Raw genomic sequence first — 17,369 nt, 5'->3', positions numbered from 1 at the left:
CCTATCCTATAGTACGACAAAACGGGCAGACTCTGTTTAGAGCCTGCCCCGTTTTTTTATGAATTGTATCCGAAAAACAGCAGTGCCATGCTCAATCCAAGCGAAGAGACGATGAACACGATCGCCATCCCACCCATTCCGAAGACTAACAGCTTCGGTAAATCACGTCGCTTCTTCAGAAGGGCAGTCAATAGCCCGACGTTAATCAAGAAGACGACGAGGAACGGAAGCAACAGCATCCAACGCTCTTGCAGTAGAAATAAACTATCCATTTCTTTGCTCCCTTCTTTCAGACTCCGAGAACGGTTGGAATAGATTCAGACATAAGAAACGGAATAAGACATAAGCGAACAGAAGTGTCGATACTACTTCGAACCCAACATATCCGACATCACGCCACGTGATTCCTGTCGTCACTCTAGCGAACCAATACGGGAAATCGACCGTCAACAGGCTACACATTAGAGCGAGAACGGCCTCCTGACGTGTTTGTCGATCGTAAAGTGAGTAAGATACCTTCTTTATATTGAATATATTCGCGATTCCGTCATCCGATGTGTATCCTTTGATGATGCCAATGACGCCACCTAGTACCGCCAGTGCATACCATGGAAGCGGCCAAGCGAAATGAAAAAGAAGGAGTGCGAACACTATCAATAAGACGCGGATTGCCATCATTCTTCTGTTTTCGACGCTGCCACCGCATCATGGGAATTCAAGTTGACCGTCAACGGTTTTGCCGTTCCTTTACCGGAGAAGTTCTCGATCAACTCTTTGACATCGAGTCCTGACGACGCTTTTAACGTCTCTTGCAGTGATGCCATCAAATCTGTCGCGTAACCCGTGACACGGTTCGCACCGCCACCTTCACCGCTACCTGTATCGACGACCGTGATCTTATCGATGTTACCGAGTGGTGCTGCAATTTCTTTTGCGTACTCTGGCATCATCCGAATGACCATGTCGAGAATCGCTGCTTGTCCGAATTGTTCGAACGCCTGCGCGATTTTTTCTTTCGCTTCTGCTTCCGCAAGACCTTTCAGACGAATGATCTCCGCTTCCGTCTCCCCTTGTGCCCGCTCAGCGTCCGCTTTCGCGAGACCATCGAGACGAATTCGTTCTGCATCGGCTTTTGCTGATGCCTCGATCCGGTATTTCGTTGCATCTGCTTCCGCATATTGCTTCGCACGATCCGCTTGGGCAGCCTGCTCAATCGAGTAACGATCGGCATCGGCGCGTTTTTTGACTTCCGCGTCGTATTGTTTCTCACGACGGAGAATCTCGCGTTCTTCAAGCTCGATTTGTTTTTGACGCTCAATGATTTTGATTTGCATCTGTTGCTCCGTGACTTCTTGTTGCGCACGTGCGTTTTCGAGATCATATGCTTGGTCGGCTTTCGCCTTCGCGATATCTTGTTCGCGACGGTAATCTGCCATCTTCAACTGATTTTCTTTTTCCGCTTCAGCGATTTCCGTTGCACGTTCGAGTTCTGCTTTTTTCGCATCTTTTGAAGCTTCCGCTCGTTTGATGCGTGTCTCTTTTTCCGCGTCTGCCGTTGCGATATCGGCATCACGGCGAACCTGTGCAATCCGCGGTTTCCCGAGCGATTCTAAGTATCCATTCTTATCACGGACGTCTTTGATCGTAAACGATACAATGACGAGTCCCATCTTCGCCAGGTCTTGAGACGCGACCCGCTGGACTTCTTGTGAGAACTTATCACGGTTCTTATAAATTTCTTCGACGGTCATCGACCCGAGAATCGAACGCAAGTGTCCTTCAAGGACTTCACGTGCTTCTCCTTCGCGCTCTTCTTTTGATTTTCCGAGGAACTGCTCCGCTGCCGTCGCAATTTCAGAAATCGAACTGCCGATCTTGATGATCGCTGTTCCGTCTGCCATGACCGGTACACCTTGCTCCGTATAGACTTCGGGTGTCGTGACTTCAAGCTTACTTGATAACAAGCTGAGTGGTGTCGCTTGTTGGAAGACAGGTAACACGAACGTCCCGCCACCACGAATGATTTTCACCCGGTTGCCGGACTCATCGGTATTGACGTTGCGTCCTCCGAGATAACTCCCCGATACGATCAGCGCTTCTTCCGGACCAACTGTTCGGTATTTCGTGATGAATAGGACGATCAACGCAACGATCAATGCGACCGCGACGATTGATACGATTAATACTGGATTCATGTAAACATCTCCTTTTTCCATTGTTGGGGGTACGTCACAACAGACGCGACGCCTTGTTTGATTTCGATGACGAGCACCTTTGTGCCTTGTGGTAGGGCAGGTCCTTCAAACAGAACGGCTGACTTTGATACGCGTCCTGAGACGTCATCAAGTAAGATTTCACCATATCCTTCAGTCGGAATCGGCACGATGACGGTTGCACTGCGTCCTTCTAGCATCTGTTCCGAAAATCCAAGCGACTGTTCGGCTTGTGCCATCGGAACGAATAAGAAAATATGCATCAGCGTCGTCACTAATAACGCAATCACACTGCTGATGATTAGAATTAACAGCGAACCAAACGGACTGAGCTGTTCGAGTCCGAATCCGATCGCTGACGTGATGATGACAAAAGATAAGATCAACGTAGGATGAAAGATTTGATCGACGCCTGGAATGACGTCTGAGAATAGGATGGACACAAACACACCGCAAGCTGCAGCCGCTAACGCATATAAATAAAGTGTACTAACGTCCATCTTCGTTCACCTCGATGTAAGGATGGGAACCATACAGTTCGTGGTAAGCCCTTTGATAAGCAGTCCGGTTTTCCTCAAACAATAAACGAGCCAATTCTTTGTCTCGTTGATCGATTGCCTCTTCTTGACGGCGTAAGTATTTTTTCTGTGCGGCAAAATGACGGGCTAATCTTGCCTCAATCGACGGTTTTCGTTCACGCTGCAACTCCTGTTTCATCGCTCCACTCCTTTCTGAAGTACTGGCTTTCTTTCTCTTCTACGCTTATTTTTTAGAAAATGTTTCAAAATGAATTCCATTTATTTTCCTTTCATTAAAAGAAAAAAACGTTCGTCCCATACAGAGGACAAACGTTTTTGAATAATTAGCGTTTATGAACGATTCGGTCGACGAACAATCAGACCGTAATAGAGGATGAGCGCCAGGCAATCTAAGGTCATGATGATCAAACCCATCGGAACAGCCGATTGCTCCCCCATGATCCCGACGAGTGGTGACACGAGCGAGCCGACAAGCATTGGCAAGAGTCCTAGCAGTGCCGAGGCACTGCCTGCCGTTGCTCCGTAATTTTGCATCGCTAAGGTAAAACCGAGCGTCGAGATCAAACCAACGCTCGAAACGACGAAGAACAGTGGAATCATGACGAAGATCAGCTGCTCCGTTAACGTCAAGGCGAGGAACAATAAGATACTCGCACTCGCAACGATCGTCAAACTGATTCGCATCAGCCGCTCTGAATCGACACGACCAGCAAGACGACCGGCGATTTGTGCTGCTAGGATGATTCCGATTCCGTTTAAACCGAACAAAAAACTGAACTGTTGCGGCGAGGCGCCATAAATATTTTGTAAGACGAACGGTGAACCGGAGATGTAGGCAAACATCGCGCCCATGACGAATGCTTGTGCGAACGCATAGCCGATGAAGACGCGGTCCGTCAACAAGCGTCCGAACGTCTTCAACGTCGTCGTCAGGTTTCCTTCGACTCGTCTCTCAAGCGGGAGCGTTTCCGGTAAACGAAGTGCGACGGCAAGCAACATCATCGTGCTTAAAATTGCAAGCAAGTAGAAGACGAAATGCCAGTCACCGAACCGAAGCAACTGTCCTCCGATGACGGGTGCGAGAATCGGTGCTGTTCCGTTGACGAGTGACAAGGCAGCAAAAAACCGCGTCAATTCGGGTCCATCAAACAAGTCACGAACGATTGCCCGGGAAATGACGATTCCTGACGCTCCGGCTGCTCCTTGAATGAATCGAAGCGCGATCAATACTTCGATCGTCGGTGCCATCGCACAGGCGAGAGAAGCGAGCAGATATGCGAGCAGAGCAAACATCAGCGGTCGTTTACGACCGCGAACGTCACTCAGCGGACCAACGATCAATTGTCCAAGCGCCATTCCAAGCATACAAGCCGTCAAACTCAATTGGATTAGTGATGCACTCGCATCAAACGAGCGTGACATATCCGGAAAAGCAGGTAGATACATGTCGATCGAGAGTGGTCCGAGTGCAGCGAGTGAACCGAGGATCAAGATCAACGTTAAGCGGCGTGGGGTCATCGTTGTCTTCGTCATGACGTCACGTAATCCAAATCATGCAAGACATACGCGAGGAAAAAGACGACCGATGGGTTTTCATATGTCATCTGAACCTTTTTGAGTTGTGCCCGATAACCCGTCTCATACTCGACCCCATTTAATTTACGTTCCATGTTCATCTTGATCAGCGCATCGAGTTTATCGATCACGTCGACCATCTGTCCCTCGTATGTCTCGTCTTTTGCTTCAACGACGAACCGACGGAACGGTGCTCGAATGTCTTTCGGTAAATTATTGATCAACATCTCTCCTTCTGCCCGTTCGTAAGCTTCGAAGGCTGCTGCTGTGACCGGTGTCGCATGTTTGACAGGTCCAAGAACATCCCCTGTCGTTCCTTCGACGAGATCATGACACAAGAGCCGCGAGACGACTTCTTCGATGTCGATCGTGACGCCGTATTTTTCTGATTCAATCAGACCATTGAAGATACCAAGCGAGGCTGCTCGAAACGCATGTGTCGCGTCGTTATCATCAATCGTATTGAAACGTCCTTTCCAGCGCCGAATTGTATCCATCATCAAGACATTTTCAATGAAATGAGACATCTCATCCTCTTCCATGACCGACTGTGTCAAGCGCCGGACCGAAACAAGTGGGTGTCGTTCCAGAACATCCTGTAATTCCGCTGCTTTTTGTTCGAAAAAGACGGACTCCGTCATCCGTGCTTCTCGGCGCGCGTACAACATCGCATCGAACGTATCAATCGCTTCGACGATTCGTCCCTCTGGCGATTCATCTTCTGCATGCACGAGGTATGTCGTGAACGCTGATTGAAGCGATTTTGAGAGTAAGGCAACGAGCTGTTCACTTGCTTGTTGTTCCATTGCCTGAATGTGTGCATGTAACGTTGGCTCTTTTTTTGTCCGGTGTTTAATGGGTCCAGTAATGACTTCGTTCATGTCATGGAATAGGGCTTTTCCGAGCAATGTCAGGCGATCGACTGGTCTTTGCCCGTCTACTTCTTCTAAATAGCTTGCCATCAAACTGAATAAGGCAACACGAAAGCTGTGACTGGCTGCGTTATCCGGAAAACGTGGTGCATATTCATCCCACCGTGGAACGTTTTGCATCCGCGTCAGCATCCGAATGAAATTACCGTTTTGCATGAAATCTCTCCTAACGAAAGACGGACAGAGAGTACCCTGCCCGCCATTGTATTATTTTGCTGATTTGGTTGAACTACTTCCGCTACGGAACCAACCAATGATTAAAATCAGGGCAAGTACGACCCAGAAGATCGTTTGCCATAGTGTACTCTCTGGAAACTCATGCGGCAAGACGTCGATCGACGGATGCGCAAGTGTCATGACGACCAGTTTTACACCAACCCATGCGACGAGCCAAAAAGCAGCTTCTTCGATACCTGGTCGCTTTTGGAGCAAGACGACGAACCAGCTCGCGAAGTAACGCATGATAACGAGACCGATGATCCCACTGAAGAAGACGACCCAAAATTGTCCTGTATTTAGACCACCGATTGTTCCACCAATCATCGGTAATGTCGTCGCCATGGCGACAGCGGCAAGTGTCGAGTCGACAGCGAACGCCAAGTCAGAGAACTCGACTTTAACGACCGTCCACCAAAAATTCGGCGAGGCTTTTTGTGAGGCAATCGTGTCCGGTACTTGGTGTTTATTCGATCGTGCCTCGACGATTCCTTTAAACGCCACGTAAAAGAGGTATATCGCCCCAAGTGCTTGAAGCTCCCAAATCGTCGCTAAGTACGAAGCAAAGAAGATTGCGACGAAACGTAAGACGAGTGCTCCGACCAGACCATAGAAAAGTGCTTTTTTGCGTTGATCGTCCGGTAACGGTCGGACCAGGACTGCCATGACCATTGCATTATCAGCAGAAAGTAACCCCTGCAAAATGATCAGTACGAGCCCGACGGTCGCATACTGTGTAATTAATCCAATATCCATACTAACGAATCCCCTTTTTTGTTCAGTCTATTCATTATATGCCGGTCGACCGGAAAGAAAAAGATACAAGCTCAGCTCAAGTACTTAACCTTGTGTTTTATTCCCATTGTTTAAGAAAACCTAACACAAAAAAACGACCCGTCATCGACGGATCGTTCCATTTCTTATAAGTTTTGATCGACTTTCTTTTCAGCATCTGGATTTGGTTTTGTTTTTGGTGAAGAGAACCAACCCCAAAGAGCAAGACCGACCATGACTGTCCAGAAGAATGCCTGCCACGGTGTACTGTGGGCGAATCCTTCAGGAAGTTTTAAGGCTTCAAAGATTGTTCCTTCGATCGATGCATGGTATTTCGGGTGCTCGAGCGCAAGAACGGCTAACTTTACACCGACCCAGGCAACGATTGCAAAGGCTGCTGTCTCAAGACCTGGGCGATCTGCAAGTAACTTAACGAAGACACGTGCTGCGAAACGCATCAAGACGACCCCCATCAAACCACCTGTTAAGATGACGATGAAGTGACCCGTGTTCAAACCACCGATTTCGCCTGATCCCCAGTTTGGAAGGGCAACGGCAAGGGCAACGGCAGCAAGAATCGAATCGACAGCAAACGCTAAGTCTGCGAATTCGATTTTCGCGACTGTCCGCCAGAATTCACCTTTTGAAACTGGCTCTTCCGACTTCGGTTCTGCATCTAGCTCATTTTCAGCGCCATGATTTTCACCGAGCTTTCTGGCTTTAACGGTCTTATAAATATGCCGTAGTCCCATGATGAGCAAGTACGCTGCTCCAAGTGCTTGGATTTGCCAAATATCGACGAGGAACGAAATCGCGAACAATGCCGCGAATCGTAAGACGAATGCTCCAGCTAGTCCATAAAAAAGTGCTTTCTTTTGTTGTTCTCCTGGTAAGTGCTTGACCATGACCGCGAGTACGAGTGCATTATCCGCTGAAAGTAATCCTTCAAGCGCGATCAAGACGAGTACGACCCAGGCATACTGTAATAGTAACTGCCAATCCATCTCTGTCATCCCTTTCTTTAACTACCTGTAAAATAAAAAAACTTCAATTATTGACCATGACGAAAAAACAGTGATTACACGTTCACCTGAACATATAGTATAGGATAGTATACCCGATTGCAAGTAAGTTATTCCTCTAAATATGGAAACTGTCGATTTTGAGTCGTGCGAGTTTCGTTTATCGGATGTTCGTGATAAAATTCAAGACAATACTTCTATCGATGAAAAGATGAAACACATTTGCGGAATCATCAGACTTGCTCGTCTCTAGCATTCCTGTCATGTTATTACTATTGAAACACTACAAAAGGACAAAGGGGCCAATGAATATGTCTACCTACCCGATTACGTTACCAACAAAAGAAGAGCGCCATAAGCTGTTCGGTTCGGTACCACCGATCAAAGGAACAAAACCGACTGAAAAAGATAAGATGGTCGACTTGCAAAATACACCAAAGAACTTCCTGTTCGCACTAGACGCTGTTGGAATCTCAAACGTCAAACATCCTGTCGTCATCCAAGACGGAGACAAAACACAAGCGACAGTCGCGACGTTCGAACTGTCAACGTCACTCGTGCAAGACCGTAAAGGGATCAACATGAGCCGTTTAACGGAACAACTTGATCAATACCATAATGAAGGTTGGACGGTCACAAACGAGTCACTCATTCAATTCGCGCGTGATTTAGCAGACCGCATGGAACAAACGGAAGGTCAATTGACGATCCGTTACCCATGGTTCTTCACACGTAAAGCACCTGCAACAGGTCTTAGCGGCTTGATGAATGCCGAAGTATGGCAAACAGTCAGCGTCAACACGGAAACAGACGAAGCGACGTTGTCTGTCGGCTTGACGATCAACGTCACGACACTTTGCCCATGTTCAAAAGAAATCAGCGAATACAGTGCTCACAACCAACGTGGTTACGTCACGATGGAAGCATCGTTACGTGATGAAGCAGAAGACTTTGACTGGAAACAATCATTGCTTGATGCTGCGGAATCCAATGCCTCAGCGCCACTTCACCCAGTACTCAAACGTCCGGATGAAAAGCGCGTAACAGAGATGGCATACGAAAACCCACGTTTCGTAGAAGATATGGTTCGTTTGATTGCTGCTGACTTGTACGAAATGGACCCAATCGCTTCGTTCTACGTCGAATGCCGTAACGAAGAAACGATTCACCAACATGACGCGATCGCACGGATCACGTTCGATAAAGACGCACAATAAGTAAGTCTGCCGTACTCCCTCTTAAACCGAGTGAGTACGGCTTTTTTGTGTGCCGGCATTGCTCTCCGTTTTGCGAGCGTTTACACTTAACTCGAATGGAGGAATGCACATGTTGGAACTGATTCCTTTTTTACTCGAACGACTCGGTATCATGATCATCTTAGCGTTCATCCTCGCCCAGTGGGGACCGACACGACGGCTGCTGCGTCAACCGGAAGCAGGCTGGCAATTTCGTGTCCTCGTCCTGTTTTTTGCAACGTACGGCATTTTAAGTAACTATACAGGGGTCAAAGTCGACTTAGCTGAATTCTTACCTCATGCTTGGCTCGAAGAAGTCGACGGGACATCAGCGATTGCGAACACACGAACGATGATCGTCGTCATCAGCGGATTGCTCGCTGGTCCGCTCGGTGGATTGATGACCGGATTGATTGTCGGGGTTCACCGGTATTCCCTCGGTGGATTCACAGCGTTCGCTTGCGCGCTTTCCACCGTCATCGCCGGTGGTGTCAGCGGTCTCTTACGCTCCTATTGGCGCGACCGCCTCAGTAGCCAAGCGTTATTGCCCGTGTGTCTGACTGCTTTTTTAATGCTGTTTGAAATGTCATTAATTTTACTATTCGCCCGCCCCTTTGATGCGGCAGTCGAACTCGTCCAGTTCATCTTCGTACCGATGACACTGATCAACGTCCTCGGTGTCTGGTTGTTCTTATCGATCATCCGTCTTGCTGCGCGAGAAGAGGAAACGGTTCGGGCACGAGAAGCAGAACGGTCGTTGCATATCGCCGATTTGACGCTTCCGCATCTGACGCGTGGTCTACATATCCATACGGCAGAAGCTGTCGCGGAAATTCTGTTGCAGCAAACGCGAGCCGAAGCCGTCTCACTGACAGATCGTTCCGTCATCCTGGCCCATATCGGTATCGGGAGCGACCACCATCAAGCTGGGAGTCACTGGACGACGAAACCGACCGAGCATGTCTTGCAAGACGGACAAGTCCGTCTTGTGACGGAACGACTGGATATCGGCTGTCCCGTACGTGATTGTCCACTCCAAGCAGGAATCATTGCTCCGCTGATCGTCGGAGAAACGACGATCGGGACGTTGAAAGTCTATTATCCGCATGCCGAATTACTCGACGCGGTTGAAGTCGAACTCATCGAAGGATTAGCGAAACTGTTCTCGACACAACTGGCACTCGGGAACGCAGAGCGTCAAGCCGGTTTACTGAAGGATGCCGAGATTCGGGCACTTGAAGCACAAATTCATCCCCACTTCCTGTTTAATGCGATTAATACGATTTATGCACTGTGCCGGACGGATGTCGAACAGGCACGCACCTTGTTGCTTGAATTGTCGACCTTCTTCCGTAGTAACCTCCAAGGCGCACGATCGACAAAAATTCCGCTCCAAAAGGAACTCGAACACATCGAAGCATACACATCGCTTGAAGCCGCTCGTTTTCCGAATCGTCCGTTTCTTGATATCGATTTAGCAGACGAGACGACGGCTTTACTCGTTCCACCGTTCATCTTACAACCGTTGATCGAAAATGCATTCCTTCATGCGTTTTCTTCTGAACAGACAGGATATGTCGGTGTGACGGCATGGTGTGAGGCAGACCAGCTGTGTCTCGAAGTCGTCGATAACGGACGCGGGATTGACGCCTCGCGCCTTGCTCGTCTCGGTCGAGAAGTCGTTCCGTCCTCAGGCACCGGTACCGCATTATTTAATACGGCAGAACGGATTCGAAGTTTATATGGTGAAAAGGGACAGTTTACGATCACGAGTGACGGTCAAAACGGCACAACGATCGCGATTCGTCTCCCGATTGAAGTCAGAAAGGAGATCCAGCATGCGCACTTTGTTGATTGAAGATGAACCGCTCGCACGCGACGAGCTCCGTTATCACGTGACCGCAGCCGGTCTTGAAGTCGTCGGGGAAACCGGCAGTGTCGAGGAAGCAGAACGACTCGTTCGCTCCCTTCAACCCGACTTAGTCTTTCTCGATATCGAGCTGACGGACGGAAGTGGTCTTGAAGTCGCCAAACGCTTGAAATCGATGCCGCGCCCACCGGCTCTTTTGTTTGTGACGGCGTATGATGCTCATGCGCTTGAAGCGTTTGAGCTCAATGCCTATGACTACATCTTGAAACCGTATGATCCGGCACGGATTGTCCGTGCGATTGAAAAAGTTGCGCGACCGCTTCCGAAAAAAGCACCTCGACTTGAACGTTTAGCCGTCGAGACGGGCGAACAACTGAAATTATTGTCTCCTCAAGATATCGATTACATCGTCGCTGAGAACGGGAAGACGAAGATCGTCACGGAACATGAGGCGTATCCATCGAACGAGACTTTACTCGAACTCGAACGAAAGCTTCAAGATCATCGCTTTTTACGGGTTCACCGCTCGTACCTCGTCAACTTATCAGCAATCGATGCAATCGAACCTTGGTTCAACGGAGCCTATAATTTAAAAATTCATCAGATTGATGTGCCAGTCAGTCGGACGTATGTCAAACTACTGAAAGAAGCGCTCGGTATTTGAGCGCTTCTTTTTTGTGATTCAAGGTCCATTTTCAACCTTTCATCGAACGAAACCGACAACTCATCTAAAAATCAAAGAAAGCGCTTCCATAACTTGTATACTAAATCCATCATAGTTCATTCAAGAGGAGGAATTTTAGATGAGCGCTACTCCAATCGTTATTGCTGTCATCTGTATCTTATTAATCGCGTATCGTCTCTACGGCACGTTCATGGCTGCGAAAGTCTTAAAAATCAAAGATGATCGCGAAACGCCCGCTCATAAATTAGCGGATGGAAAAGATTACGTCCCAACGAACAAATGGGTCTCGTTCGGACACCACTTCGCGGCAATCGCTGCTGCCGGTCCACTCGTCGGACCTGTCCTAGCTGCGCAGTTCGGATATCTCCCCGGCTTACTGTGGCTCTTAATCGGTGCCGTCATCGGTGGAGCGGTCCATGATATGGTTGTTCTTTTTGCCTCGATGCGCCAAGACGGTCAGTCGCTGTCTGAAGTCGCTAAAAAAGAGCTGGGACCAGTCGCTGGTTTTTGTGCCGGTCTGGCGATGCTCTTCATCATCACGATCACGATGGCCGGTCTATCGATGGTCGTCTTGCACGCACTTGAACATAACCCATGGGGTACATTCGCTGTCTTCTCGACGATTCCGATCGCGATGTTCGTTGGGATTTACTTACGTAAAGGTGGCAACTTAGCACTTGCTTCAACAGTTGGTTTTTTACTTATTCTAGCTGCGATTGGTTTTGGTCCTCAGTTAACGGAAACATTCATCGGTGACTGGTTCGATCTGTCGTCACGTCAACTCGCGATTGCTTTACCGATTTATGCGTTCTTTGCTGCTGCACTGCCAGTTTGGCTCTTACTCGCACCTCGCGACTATTTATCGAGTTTTATGAAAATCGGTGTCTTCCTTGCTTTGATCGTTGGTGTCTTCATCATCAACCCGGACATTCGATTCCCAGCATTCACGAAGTTCGTTGATGGTGGTGGTCCAATCATCGCTGGTCCAGTCTGGCCATTCATCTCGATCACGATTGCCTGTGGTGCGATATCTGGTTTCCACGCCTTCGTTGGTTCTGGTACGACACCGAAGATGATCAATCGATGGAGCGACATCAAACCCGTTGCCTTCGGTGCTATGCTTGTGGAATGTCTTGTTGCCGTCATGGCATTGATCGCTGCGACATCGCTTGAAGTCGGTGATTACTTCGCCATCAACTCAACACCAGAAGTATTCGCGACGCTTGGTATGAGCACGGTCTATCTTGATGATTTATCCCGTGAAATCGGTCTCGATCTGGCAGGTCGAACAGGTGGTGCCGTCTCACTCGCCGTCGGTATGACATTCATCTTCCGCGCCATCCCGTGGTTCAAAGAGATTGCCGGATTCTTCTTCCAATTCGTCATTCTATTCGAAGCGGTCTTCATCTTAACCGCAATCGATGCAGGAACACGCGTCGCCCGTTACTTGATTCAAGATTTCTTCGGGGAGTTCTACAAACCACTCAAACGTGTCGACTGGATTCCAGGGGCGATCTTCGCTTCGGCACTCGGGACGTTCTTCTGGGGCTATCTCCTGTTCTCGGGTGACATCGGTTCGATTTGGGCATTATTCGGGGTATCGAATCAGCTGATGGCGTCGATCGGCTTGATCATCGGAACGACGATCATCTTGAAAATCGCCGACAAAAAAATCTATGCCCTGACGACGTTCATCCCGCTCGTCTATCTTCTGATCACAGTAACGTTCGCGGATATCTGGATGGTCGCAAACGTCTATGCGAATCCCGATTCTCCAGGTTTCAGCATCTTGAATACGGTCTTGTCCGTAACGATGGGACTGCTCGCGATCGTCATCACGATCTCAGCCGTCAAGAAATGGATTGAACTGTTGAATTCACCACGTTGGGAAAATCAAAAACGATCTGCGTAAGTGGATCAGTCATATGACAAAAGGCAGTGGACGCATCCACTGCCTTTTTCGTATCTCATTTTTAAAACGGATTATAAAAGCGATTACCATCATAGAAAGTGACGACGAATGACAAAACCGTCAAAAGTAGCACACAGCCGATCGCGACATAATCGATTTGTGTCATCGTCTGTTGGTTGTACCACGTCCGCTTTCGTCCGGCACCGAATCCACGGAGATCCATCGCATTACTGACGGTCTCAATCCGCTCCAAACTCGTAAATAGCAACGGAAGTAAAATCTGGATGCTATTACGTGCCCGTTGCCAAAGGGAGCCGTGTGAGACAGCAATCCCTCGTGCTTCTTGAGCATTCGCGATCGTCCGAAAATCCGCTTGTACGTCTGGAATGTAACGGAGTGCTAAGGAAACTGCAAAGGCGATTTTATACGGAACACCAATCCGATTCAATGAAGAAGCGAATTCCGTCGGATGGGTCGTGACGAGAAATAGCACGGCAATCGGAACGATCACACTGTATTTTAAGATGAGATTAAACAGATAAAACAACTGTTCTGCCGTTACCGTAAAGCGCCCGATGCCTTCAAATAAGACGTGGCGCGACCCGTAGATTGCCACGCCCTGCTCTGGCTCGAACAGATAAACAGCAAGCGCATTGATCAGGACGAAAATCGCTGTAAAGATCAAGACGAACCGGACTTCCCGAAACTGAATACGCGACAATCGGAATAACACGATGCTGACTAATCCCATGACAAGTAAGACACGTGTATCATAGGTGAACATCGTTGCTGTCGTAAATAATAAGAATCCGATCAGTTTCGTCGTTCCCGTCAATCGATGAATCGGTGACGTTTTTTCAATATAGCCAAGCATTTCTACAGCCATTGTTCCCGCTCCTTTCGCTCCGCCGTAATCACGGACTCGACGAATCGTTCCGGATCGACTTCGAGGTGTTGCGCTAGCGTAAAGAGCGATGTTTGTTTTAAATGGGCATGATGCAGCAATTGTTCTTGATTCAGCAGTCCAAATGATGTTCCGGCGTAACGGATGCGCCCAGCTTGCACGAGGCAGACTTGATCGCTGTATTCTAAGACGAGATGCATGTCGTGCGTGATGATGAGTAACGTCATTCCGTCCTGCTTCAATCCTTCTAAAAAGTCCATCATATCCGAATAATGCCGATAATCTTGACCGGCTGTTGGTTCATCGAGAATCAAGATATCCGGTCGTCGAACGAGAATCGAAGCAATCGTCACTCGTTTCTTCTGACCAAAACTCAGTGCTTGAATCGGCCAATTACGAAACGGATATAATCCGCAACGACGTAATGTCTGCTCGAGACGCTCGTTTTCTTCCGCCTCACTTAATCCGAGCGCCTGCATCCCGTAGCGGATTTCCTCCTGCACGAGGTGCTTCGAAATCATATGATTCGGATTTTGCAGAACGAATCCGATCGTTCCTGCTCGCTCTGCGATCGATTGGTTCGTGATGTCGATTCCGTCAAGCAGGATCCGACCACCTGTCGTCCGTTGGTAACCACTCAACACTTTCGCAAGCGTGGATTTTCCGGCACCATTCTGACCAACGATCGTCGTCAGTGTTCCTTTTTGAAAAGTCGCCGTCACATTCTCAAGCACCGGCGTTCCTTGACGATAATGAAACGCCAACTGATTGAGTTCAAGCAATGAAGTAGAGGTTGCAACCTCTTTTTGGGGTGCTTTCTCTAAACGCTCTAACACGTTCGTCTGGTTGAATCGCTTTAAAAAGGGATCGATGCGGCTCGGCTGATCTGAAGGTTGAACGGCAAGCCCAGCCCAGCGTGCGGCACTGACATAGAGAGGTTCACGCAAGATCGCTTCTTGCAGTTTTCCGTTACTTAAGATGACATCCGGATGATCATCAGCGATGATTTCGCCATCGACCATGACGATGATGCGGTCAAACGGAATGACGAGTACATCCTCGATCCGATGTTCGACGACAATCAATGTGCGATTCGTATCACGTTGCAGTCGATCCATAAGCGTCATCGCCTCTTGTCCCGCTACTGGATCGAGATTCGCGAGCGGCTCATCAAACAGTAAGATGTCCGCATCTTCCACGAGGACTCCGGCTAATGCCGCCCGTTGTCGTTGTCCTCCTGATAGATCATTCAATCGTGCTTGCAAGAGCGTCTCGACATCCGTCATCCGTGCGACACGTTCGACGATCTCCTGCATTTCCGGTCGCCCAGTCTGTTTATTTTCGAGCGCAAAGGCGATGTCTTCGCCAACCGATAAACCAACGAACTGCGCATCTGGATCCTGTAACACCGTTCCAATATGCAGCGAACGATCAAATAACGATAACTCCCGGGCATCCTGATCCTTGATCAGGACCTGTCCTTCCCACGTTCCCGGGTACGAGAACGGAATCAACCCATTGATGCACTGGGCGAGCGTACTTTTTCCTGAACCCGACGGTCCCACGATTAAGATGCGTTCGCCTGCTTGAATCGTTAACTGAATCTGTCGGAGTGTCGGTTCCGACTGACTCCGATATGTAAATGAAAAATCCTGAAATTCGATTACGTTTGTCATGTCCTTCTCCCCCCAAGCTAAATGAGCTATGATCCTGCCGTCTCTTCGCACAGGATCATAGCTCATTCGGTCAAGCTTCGCGTTTCAAGCTGCCTGCTTTACTTCTTGTTTTCGCATAGGTGACGAGCAACAACGTTCCAATGACACCGACCGTCAAGATGTTCGATGTCGCAGCGACAGCCCCTTGGACGAAGACTTTGTTCGCTGGCTCCGTGTAAATTAAGATATCGAGTACCGGTGCAATGATGATCCAACCGATCGCTTGCACGATGGCTTGTGTGACATTGAATAAGACGATTTTACGTGTCGTCAATCCGCCTTCTTCTAGACGAATCCGGTTAGCGATCAATCCGATGCCAAAGCCGACGAACCCGGATACGGTGACCCAGCTCCACCACGGGGATCCATATAAAATCGCATCTTTTAATCCATGACCGATTAAACCAATCAAACCGGCTGTGACTGGTCCGAACAAAACTGCCATGAATGCGAGAAATGCATAGGATGTCTCGATTGACGTGTTCGGTACGCCTGTCGGAATCACAGCGAATCGACTTAAAATGATGAATACTGCTGCTCCGATCCCGGTTGCGACGATCTGTTTTGTCGTAAATCCTTTCATGTTCGATCTCCTCCTTTAATATGTTGTACGTTAACACTCCAATCATTTCCGATTCCAACCTCAAATGCATGCGCAAACGAACCTTGATTCAAGGCAAGAGCAATCTGATCCAGCGAGTTGATGTAGACGACGCCTGAACCAACCGGCACATCGGCGAACGAATGACCAAAGAGCAGTGTTTGTTCGTAAACAATCCGTTCTCGGTACGAAATCGTTACCTTGACGTGGCTACCGATGTCGAGACCCGCCTGACGGACGAGAGCGACCGGAATATTCGTCCAGACATTTCCGAAGCGAACATCGAGAATCTCGACGATACCGGTAACACCGGTATCTGACGACGAGGCAAGTGTCCGGTCGAGCAAGACGATGTCCGAAGCAGGTAAAACGGGTCCTACTTCCTCGAAGGTGATGACATGGCTCGATAACCGAGCACCCGTGAAGGCAAAGATATCTCGTCCGTGAAACGTATACGATTCACCCATTCGAGGTAAGCGATGCCGTCGATCATCGAGTTGCCTCACTTCAGCAATGTATCCGGCTTGCCAAAGATGCGTCAACGTTCCGTTATCTGGTGTGATGATGTATTGATTCGCATGCGTCCGCGCGACGACACTCTTTCGACTCGATCCGACACCTGGATCAACGACAGAAACGAACACCGTTTGCTCCGTCCAGTACGGTACCGTCTGCAGTAACCGATAGGACGCTTCCCAAATGTGGAAGGGCGGAATGTCGTGCGTCAAATCAAAAATCCGAATCTCTGGATTGATGCTATGCGCAACCCCATACATCGCACTCACTGCCCCGTCACTCACGCCAAAGTCTGATTGCAATACCAATGCTTCTGCCATCTCGTCATCCTCCTCCTGCGCGGACGTCCCCACAAAAAAGACACCACGCCCTTATCTCTCAGGACGTGATGTCTGATCACGTGGTACCACCTTCGTTCATGGCTCAACTCACGTTCAGCCACCTCTAGGAGTACGAGACTCCCTGGAATGCTAACGGTATCCGTCCTACCGGTCGGTTCTACTGATGAACACGGTTCACGTTCTTCCGACTGCTTCGGGACCATCTTCAAATGACGAAATCGTCTCATTTCCAGCAACAGAGACTCTCTATCGATTTCTGATCACTTTACTCTTCCCGTCTACGCATGCAGATTTAGTTGTCTGAAAATTTAAATTAATA

17 protein-coding genes are annotated in these 17,369 nt (G+C 48.8%); 4 read left to right on the top strand and 13 right to left on the bottom strand.

What is annotated here, in order from left to right; genetic code table 11:
• Nucleotides 1–56: 56 nt before the first annotated feature.
• The 9 genes from ESP131_RS03660 to ESP131_RS03620 all read right to left on the bottom strand — a co-directional run bounded on the left by ESP131_RS03660 (nucleotide 57) and on the right by ESP131_RS03620 (nucleotide 7,253).
• Nucleotides 57–272 carry a hypothetical protein gene (locus ESP131_RS03660; RefSeq protein ID WP_029343203.1) on the bottom strand — a complete coding sequence of 72 codons (216 nt, stop codon included), beginning with the start codon at nucleotides 270–272 and terminating at the stop codon, nucleotides 57–59.
• The gene (locus ESP131_RS03655; protein ID WP_156772482.1) at nucleotides 265–678 is read right to left on the bottom strand and encodes a hypothetical protein; all 414 of its coding nucleotides are present in this window, start codon (nucleotides 676–678) and stop codon (nucleotides 265–267) included. Before ESP131_RS03655 ends, ESP131_RS03660 begins: the two co-directional genes overlap by 8 nt.
• A complete protein-coding gene (locus ESP131_RS03650; RefSeq protein WP_058704618.1) occupies nucleotides 675–2,195 on the bottom strand; it encodes a flotillin lipid rafts scaffold protein FloT in 1,521 nt (506 codons plus the stop codon). Before ESP131_RS03650 ends, ESP131_RS03655 begins: the two co-directional genes overlap by 4 nt.
• A complete protein-coding gene (locus ESP131_RS03645; RefSeq protein WP_069940181.1) occupies nucleotides 2,192–2,713 on the bottom strand; it encodes an NfeD family membrane protein in 522 nt (173 codons plus the stop codon). The genes ESP131_RS03650 and ESP131_RS03645 overlap by 4 nt, the downstream gene beginning before the upstream one ends.
• Nucleotides 2,703–2,930, bottom strand: a complete 228-nt coding sequence (locus ESP131_RS03640; RefSeq protein ID WP_047391922.1) for a hypothetical protein — start codon at nucleotides 2,928–2,930, stop codon at nucleotides 2,703–2,705. Before ESP131_RS03640 ends, ESP131_RS03645 begins: the two co-directional genes overlap by 11 nt.
• Nucleotides 2,931–3,082: 152 nt before the next feature.
• The gene (locus ESP131_RS03635) at nucleotides 3,083–4,285 is read right to left on the bottom strand and encodes a multidrug effflux MFS transporter (protein WP_029343198.1); all 1,203 of its coding nucleotides are present in this window, start codon (nucleotides 4,283–4,285) and stop codon (nucleotides 3,083–3,085) included.
• Nucleotides 4,282–5,415, bottom strand: a complete 1,134-nt coding sequence (locus ESP131_RS03630) for a YfbR-like 5'-deoxynucleotidase (RefSeq protein WP_069940180.1) — start codon at nucleotides 5,413–5,415, stop codon at nucleotides 4,282–4,284. Before ESP131_RS03630 ends, ESP131_RS03635 begins: the two co-directional genes overlap by 4 nt.
• Before the next feature lie 51 nt (nucleotides 5,416–5,466).
• On the bottom strand, nucleotides 5,467–6,231 hold the full coding sequence (locus ESP131_RS03625; protein ID WP_029343196.1) for a TerC family protein: 765 nt from the start codon (nucleotides 6,229–6,231) through the stop codon (nucleotides 5,467–5,469).
• Nucleotides 6,232–6,395: 164 nt separating this feature from the next.
• The gene (locus tag ESP131_RS03620; protein ID WP_029343195.1) at nucleotides 6,396–7,253 is read right to left on the bottom strand and encodes a TerC family protein; all 858 of its coding nucleotides are present in this window, start codon (nucleotides 7,251–7,253) and stop codon (nucleotides 6,396–6,398) included.
• 329 nt (nucleotides 7,254–7,582) lie between these two features.
• Here ESP131_RS03620 and folE2 point away from each other — a divergent pair, with 329 nt between their 5' ends.
• From folE2 to ESP131_RS03600, 4 genes are all read left to right on the top strand, one after another.
• Entirely contained in the window at nucleotides 7,583–8,488 is a 906-nt protein-coding gene (gene folE2 / locus ESP131_RS03615; protein ID WP_023466774.1) for a GTP cyclohydrolase FolE2, read from the top strand.
• Between the two features lie 109 nt (nucleotides 8,489–8,597).
• A complete protein-coding gene (locus ESP131_RS03610) occupies nucleotides 8,598–10,364 on the top strand; it encodes a LytS/YhcK type 5TM receptor domain-containing protein (protein ID WP_069940179.1) in 1,767 nt (588 codons plus the stop codon).
• The gene (locus ESP131_RS03605) at nucleotides 10,345–11,040 is read left to right on the top strand and encodes a LytR/AlgR family response regulator transcription factor (protein WP_029343193.1); all 696 of its coding nucleotides are present in this window, start codon (nucleotides 10,345–10,347) and stop codon (nucleotides 11,038–11,040) included. The genes ESP131_RS03610 and ESP131_RS03605 overlap by 20 nt, the downstream gene beginning before the upstream one ends.
• A gap of 139 nt (nucleotides 11,041–11,179) precedes the next feature.
• The gene (locus ESP131_RS03600; RefSeq protein WP_029343192.1) at nucleotides 11,180–12,973 is read left to right on the top strand and encodes a carbon starvation CstA family protein; all 1,794 of its coding nucleotides are present in this window, start codon (nucleotides 11,180–11,182) and stop codon (nucleotides 12,971–12,973) included.
• Nucleotides 12,974–13,034: 61 nt separating this feature from the next.
• On the opposite strand, the gene ESP131_RS03595 is transcribed toward ESP131_RS03600, so the two are convergent.
• From ESP131_RS03595 to ESP131_RS03580, 4 genes are all read right to left on the bottom strand, one after another.
• Complete coding sequence (locus ESP131_RS03595; protein WP_047391940.1) at nucleotides 13,035–13,859, bottom strand: energy-coupling factor transporter transmembrane component T family protein; 825 nt, start codon at nucleotides 13,857–13,859, stop codon at nucleotides 13,035–13,037.
• On the bottom strand, nucleotides 13,850–15,553 hold the full coding sequence (locus ESP131_RS03590) for an energy-coupling factor transporter ATPase (RefSeq protein ID WP_047391947.1): 1,704 nt from the start codon (nucleotides 15,551–15,553) through the stop codon (nucleotides 13,850–13,852). The genes ESP131_RS03595 and ESP131_RS03590 overlap by 10 nt, the downstream gene beginning before the upstream one ends.
• 70 nt (nucleotides 15,554–15,623) lie before the next feature.
• Complete coding sequence (locus ESP131_RS03585; protein WP_069940178.1) at nucleotides 15,624–16,175, bottom strand: ECF-type riboflavin transporter substrate-binding protein; 552 nt, start codon at nucleotides 16,173–16,175, stop codon at nucleotides 15,624–15,626.
• On the bottom strand, nucleotides 16,172–17,029 hold the full coding sequence (locus tag ESP131_RS03580; protein ID WP_029343188.1) for an SAM hydrolase/SAM-dependent halogenase family protein: 858 nt from the start codon (nucleotides 17,027–17,029) through the stop codon (nucleotides 16,172–16,174). Before ESP131_RS03580 ends, ESP131_RS03585 begins: the two co-directional genes overlap by 4 nt.
• Nucleotides 17,030–17,369 lie beyond the last annotated feature (340 nt).

Origin of the sequence: Exiguobacterium sp. U13-1 (assembly GCF_001750115.1) — a bacterium.
GTDB classification, from domain to species: Bacteria; Bacillota; Bacilli; order Exiguobacteriales; family Exiguobacteriaceae; genus Exiguobacterium_A; species Exiguobacterium_A acetylicum.
This window is presented reverse-complemented; position numbering and strand designations above follow the sequence as displayed.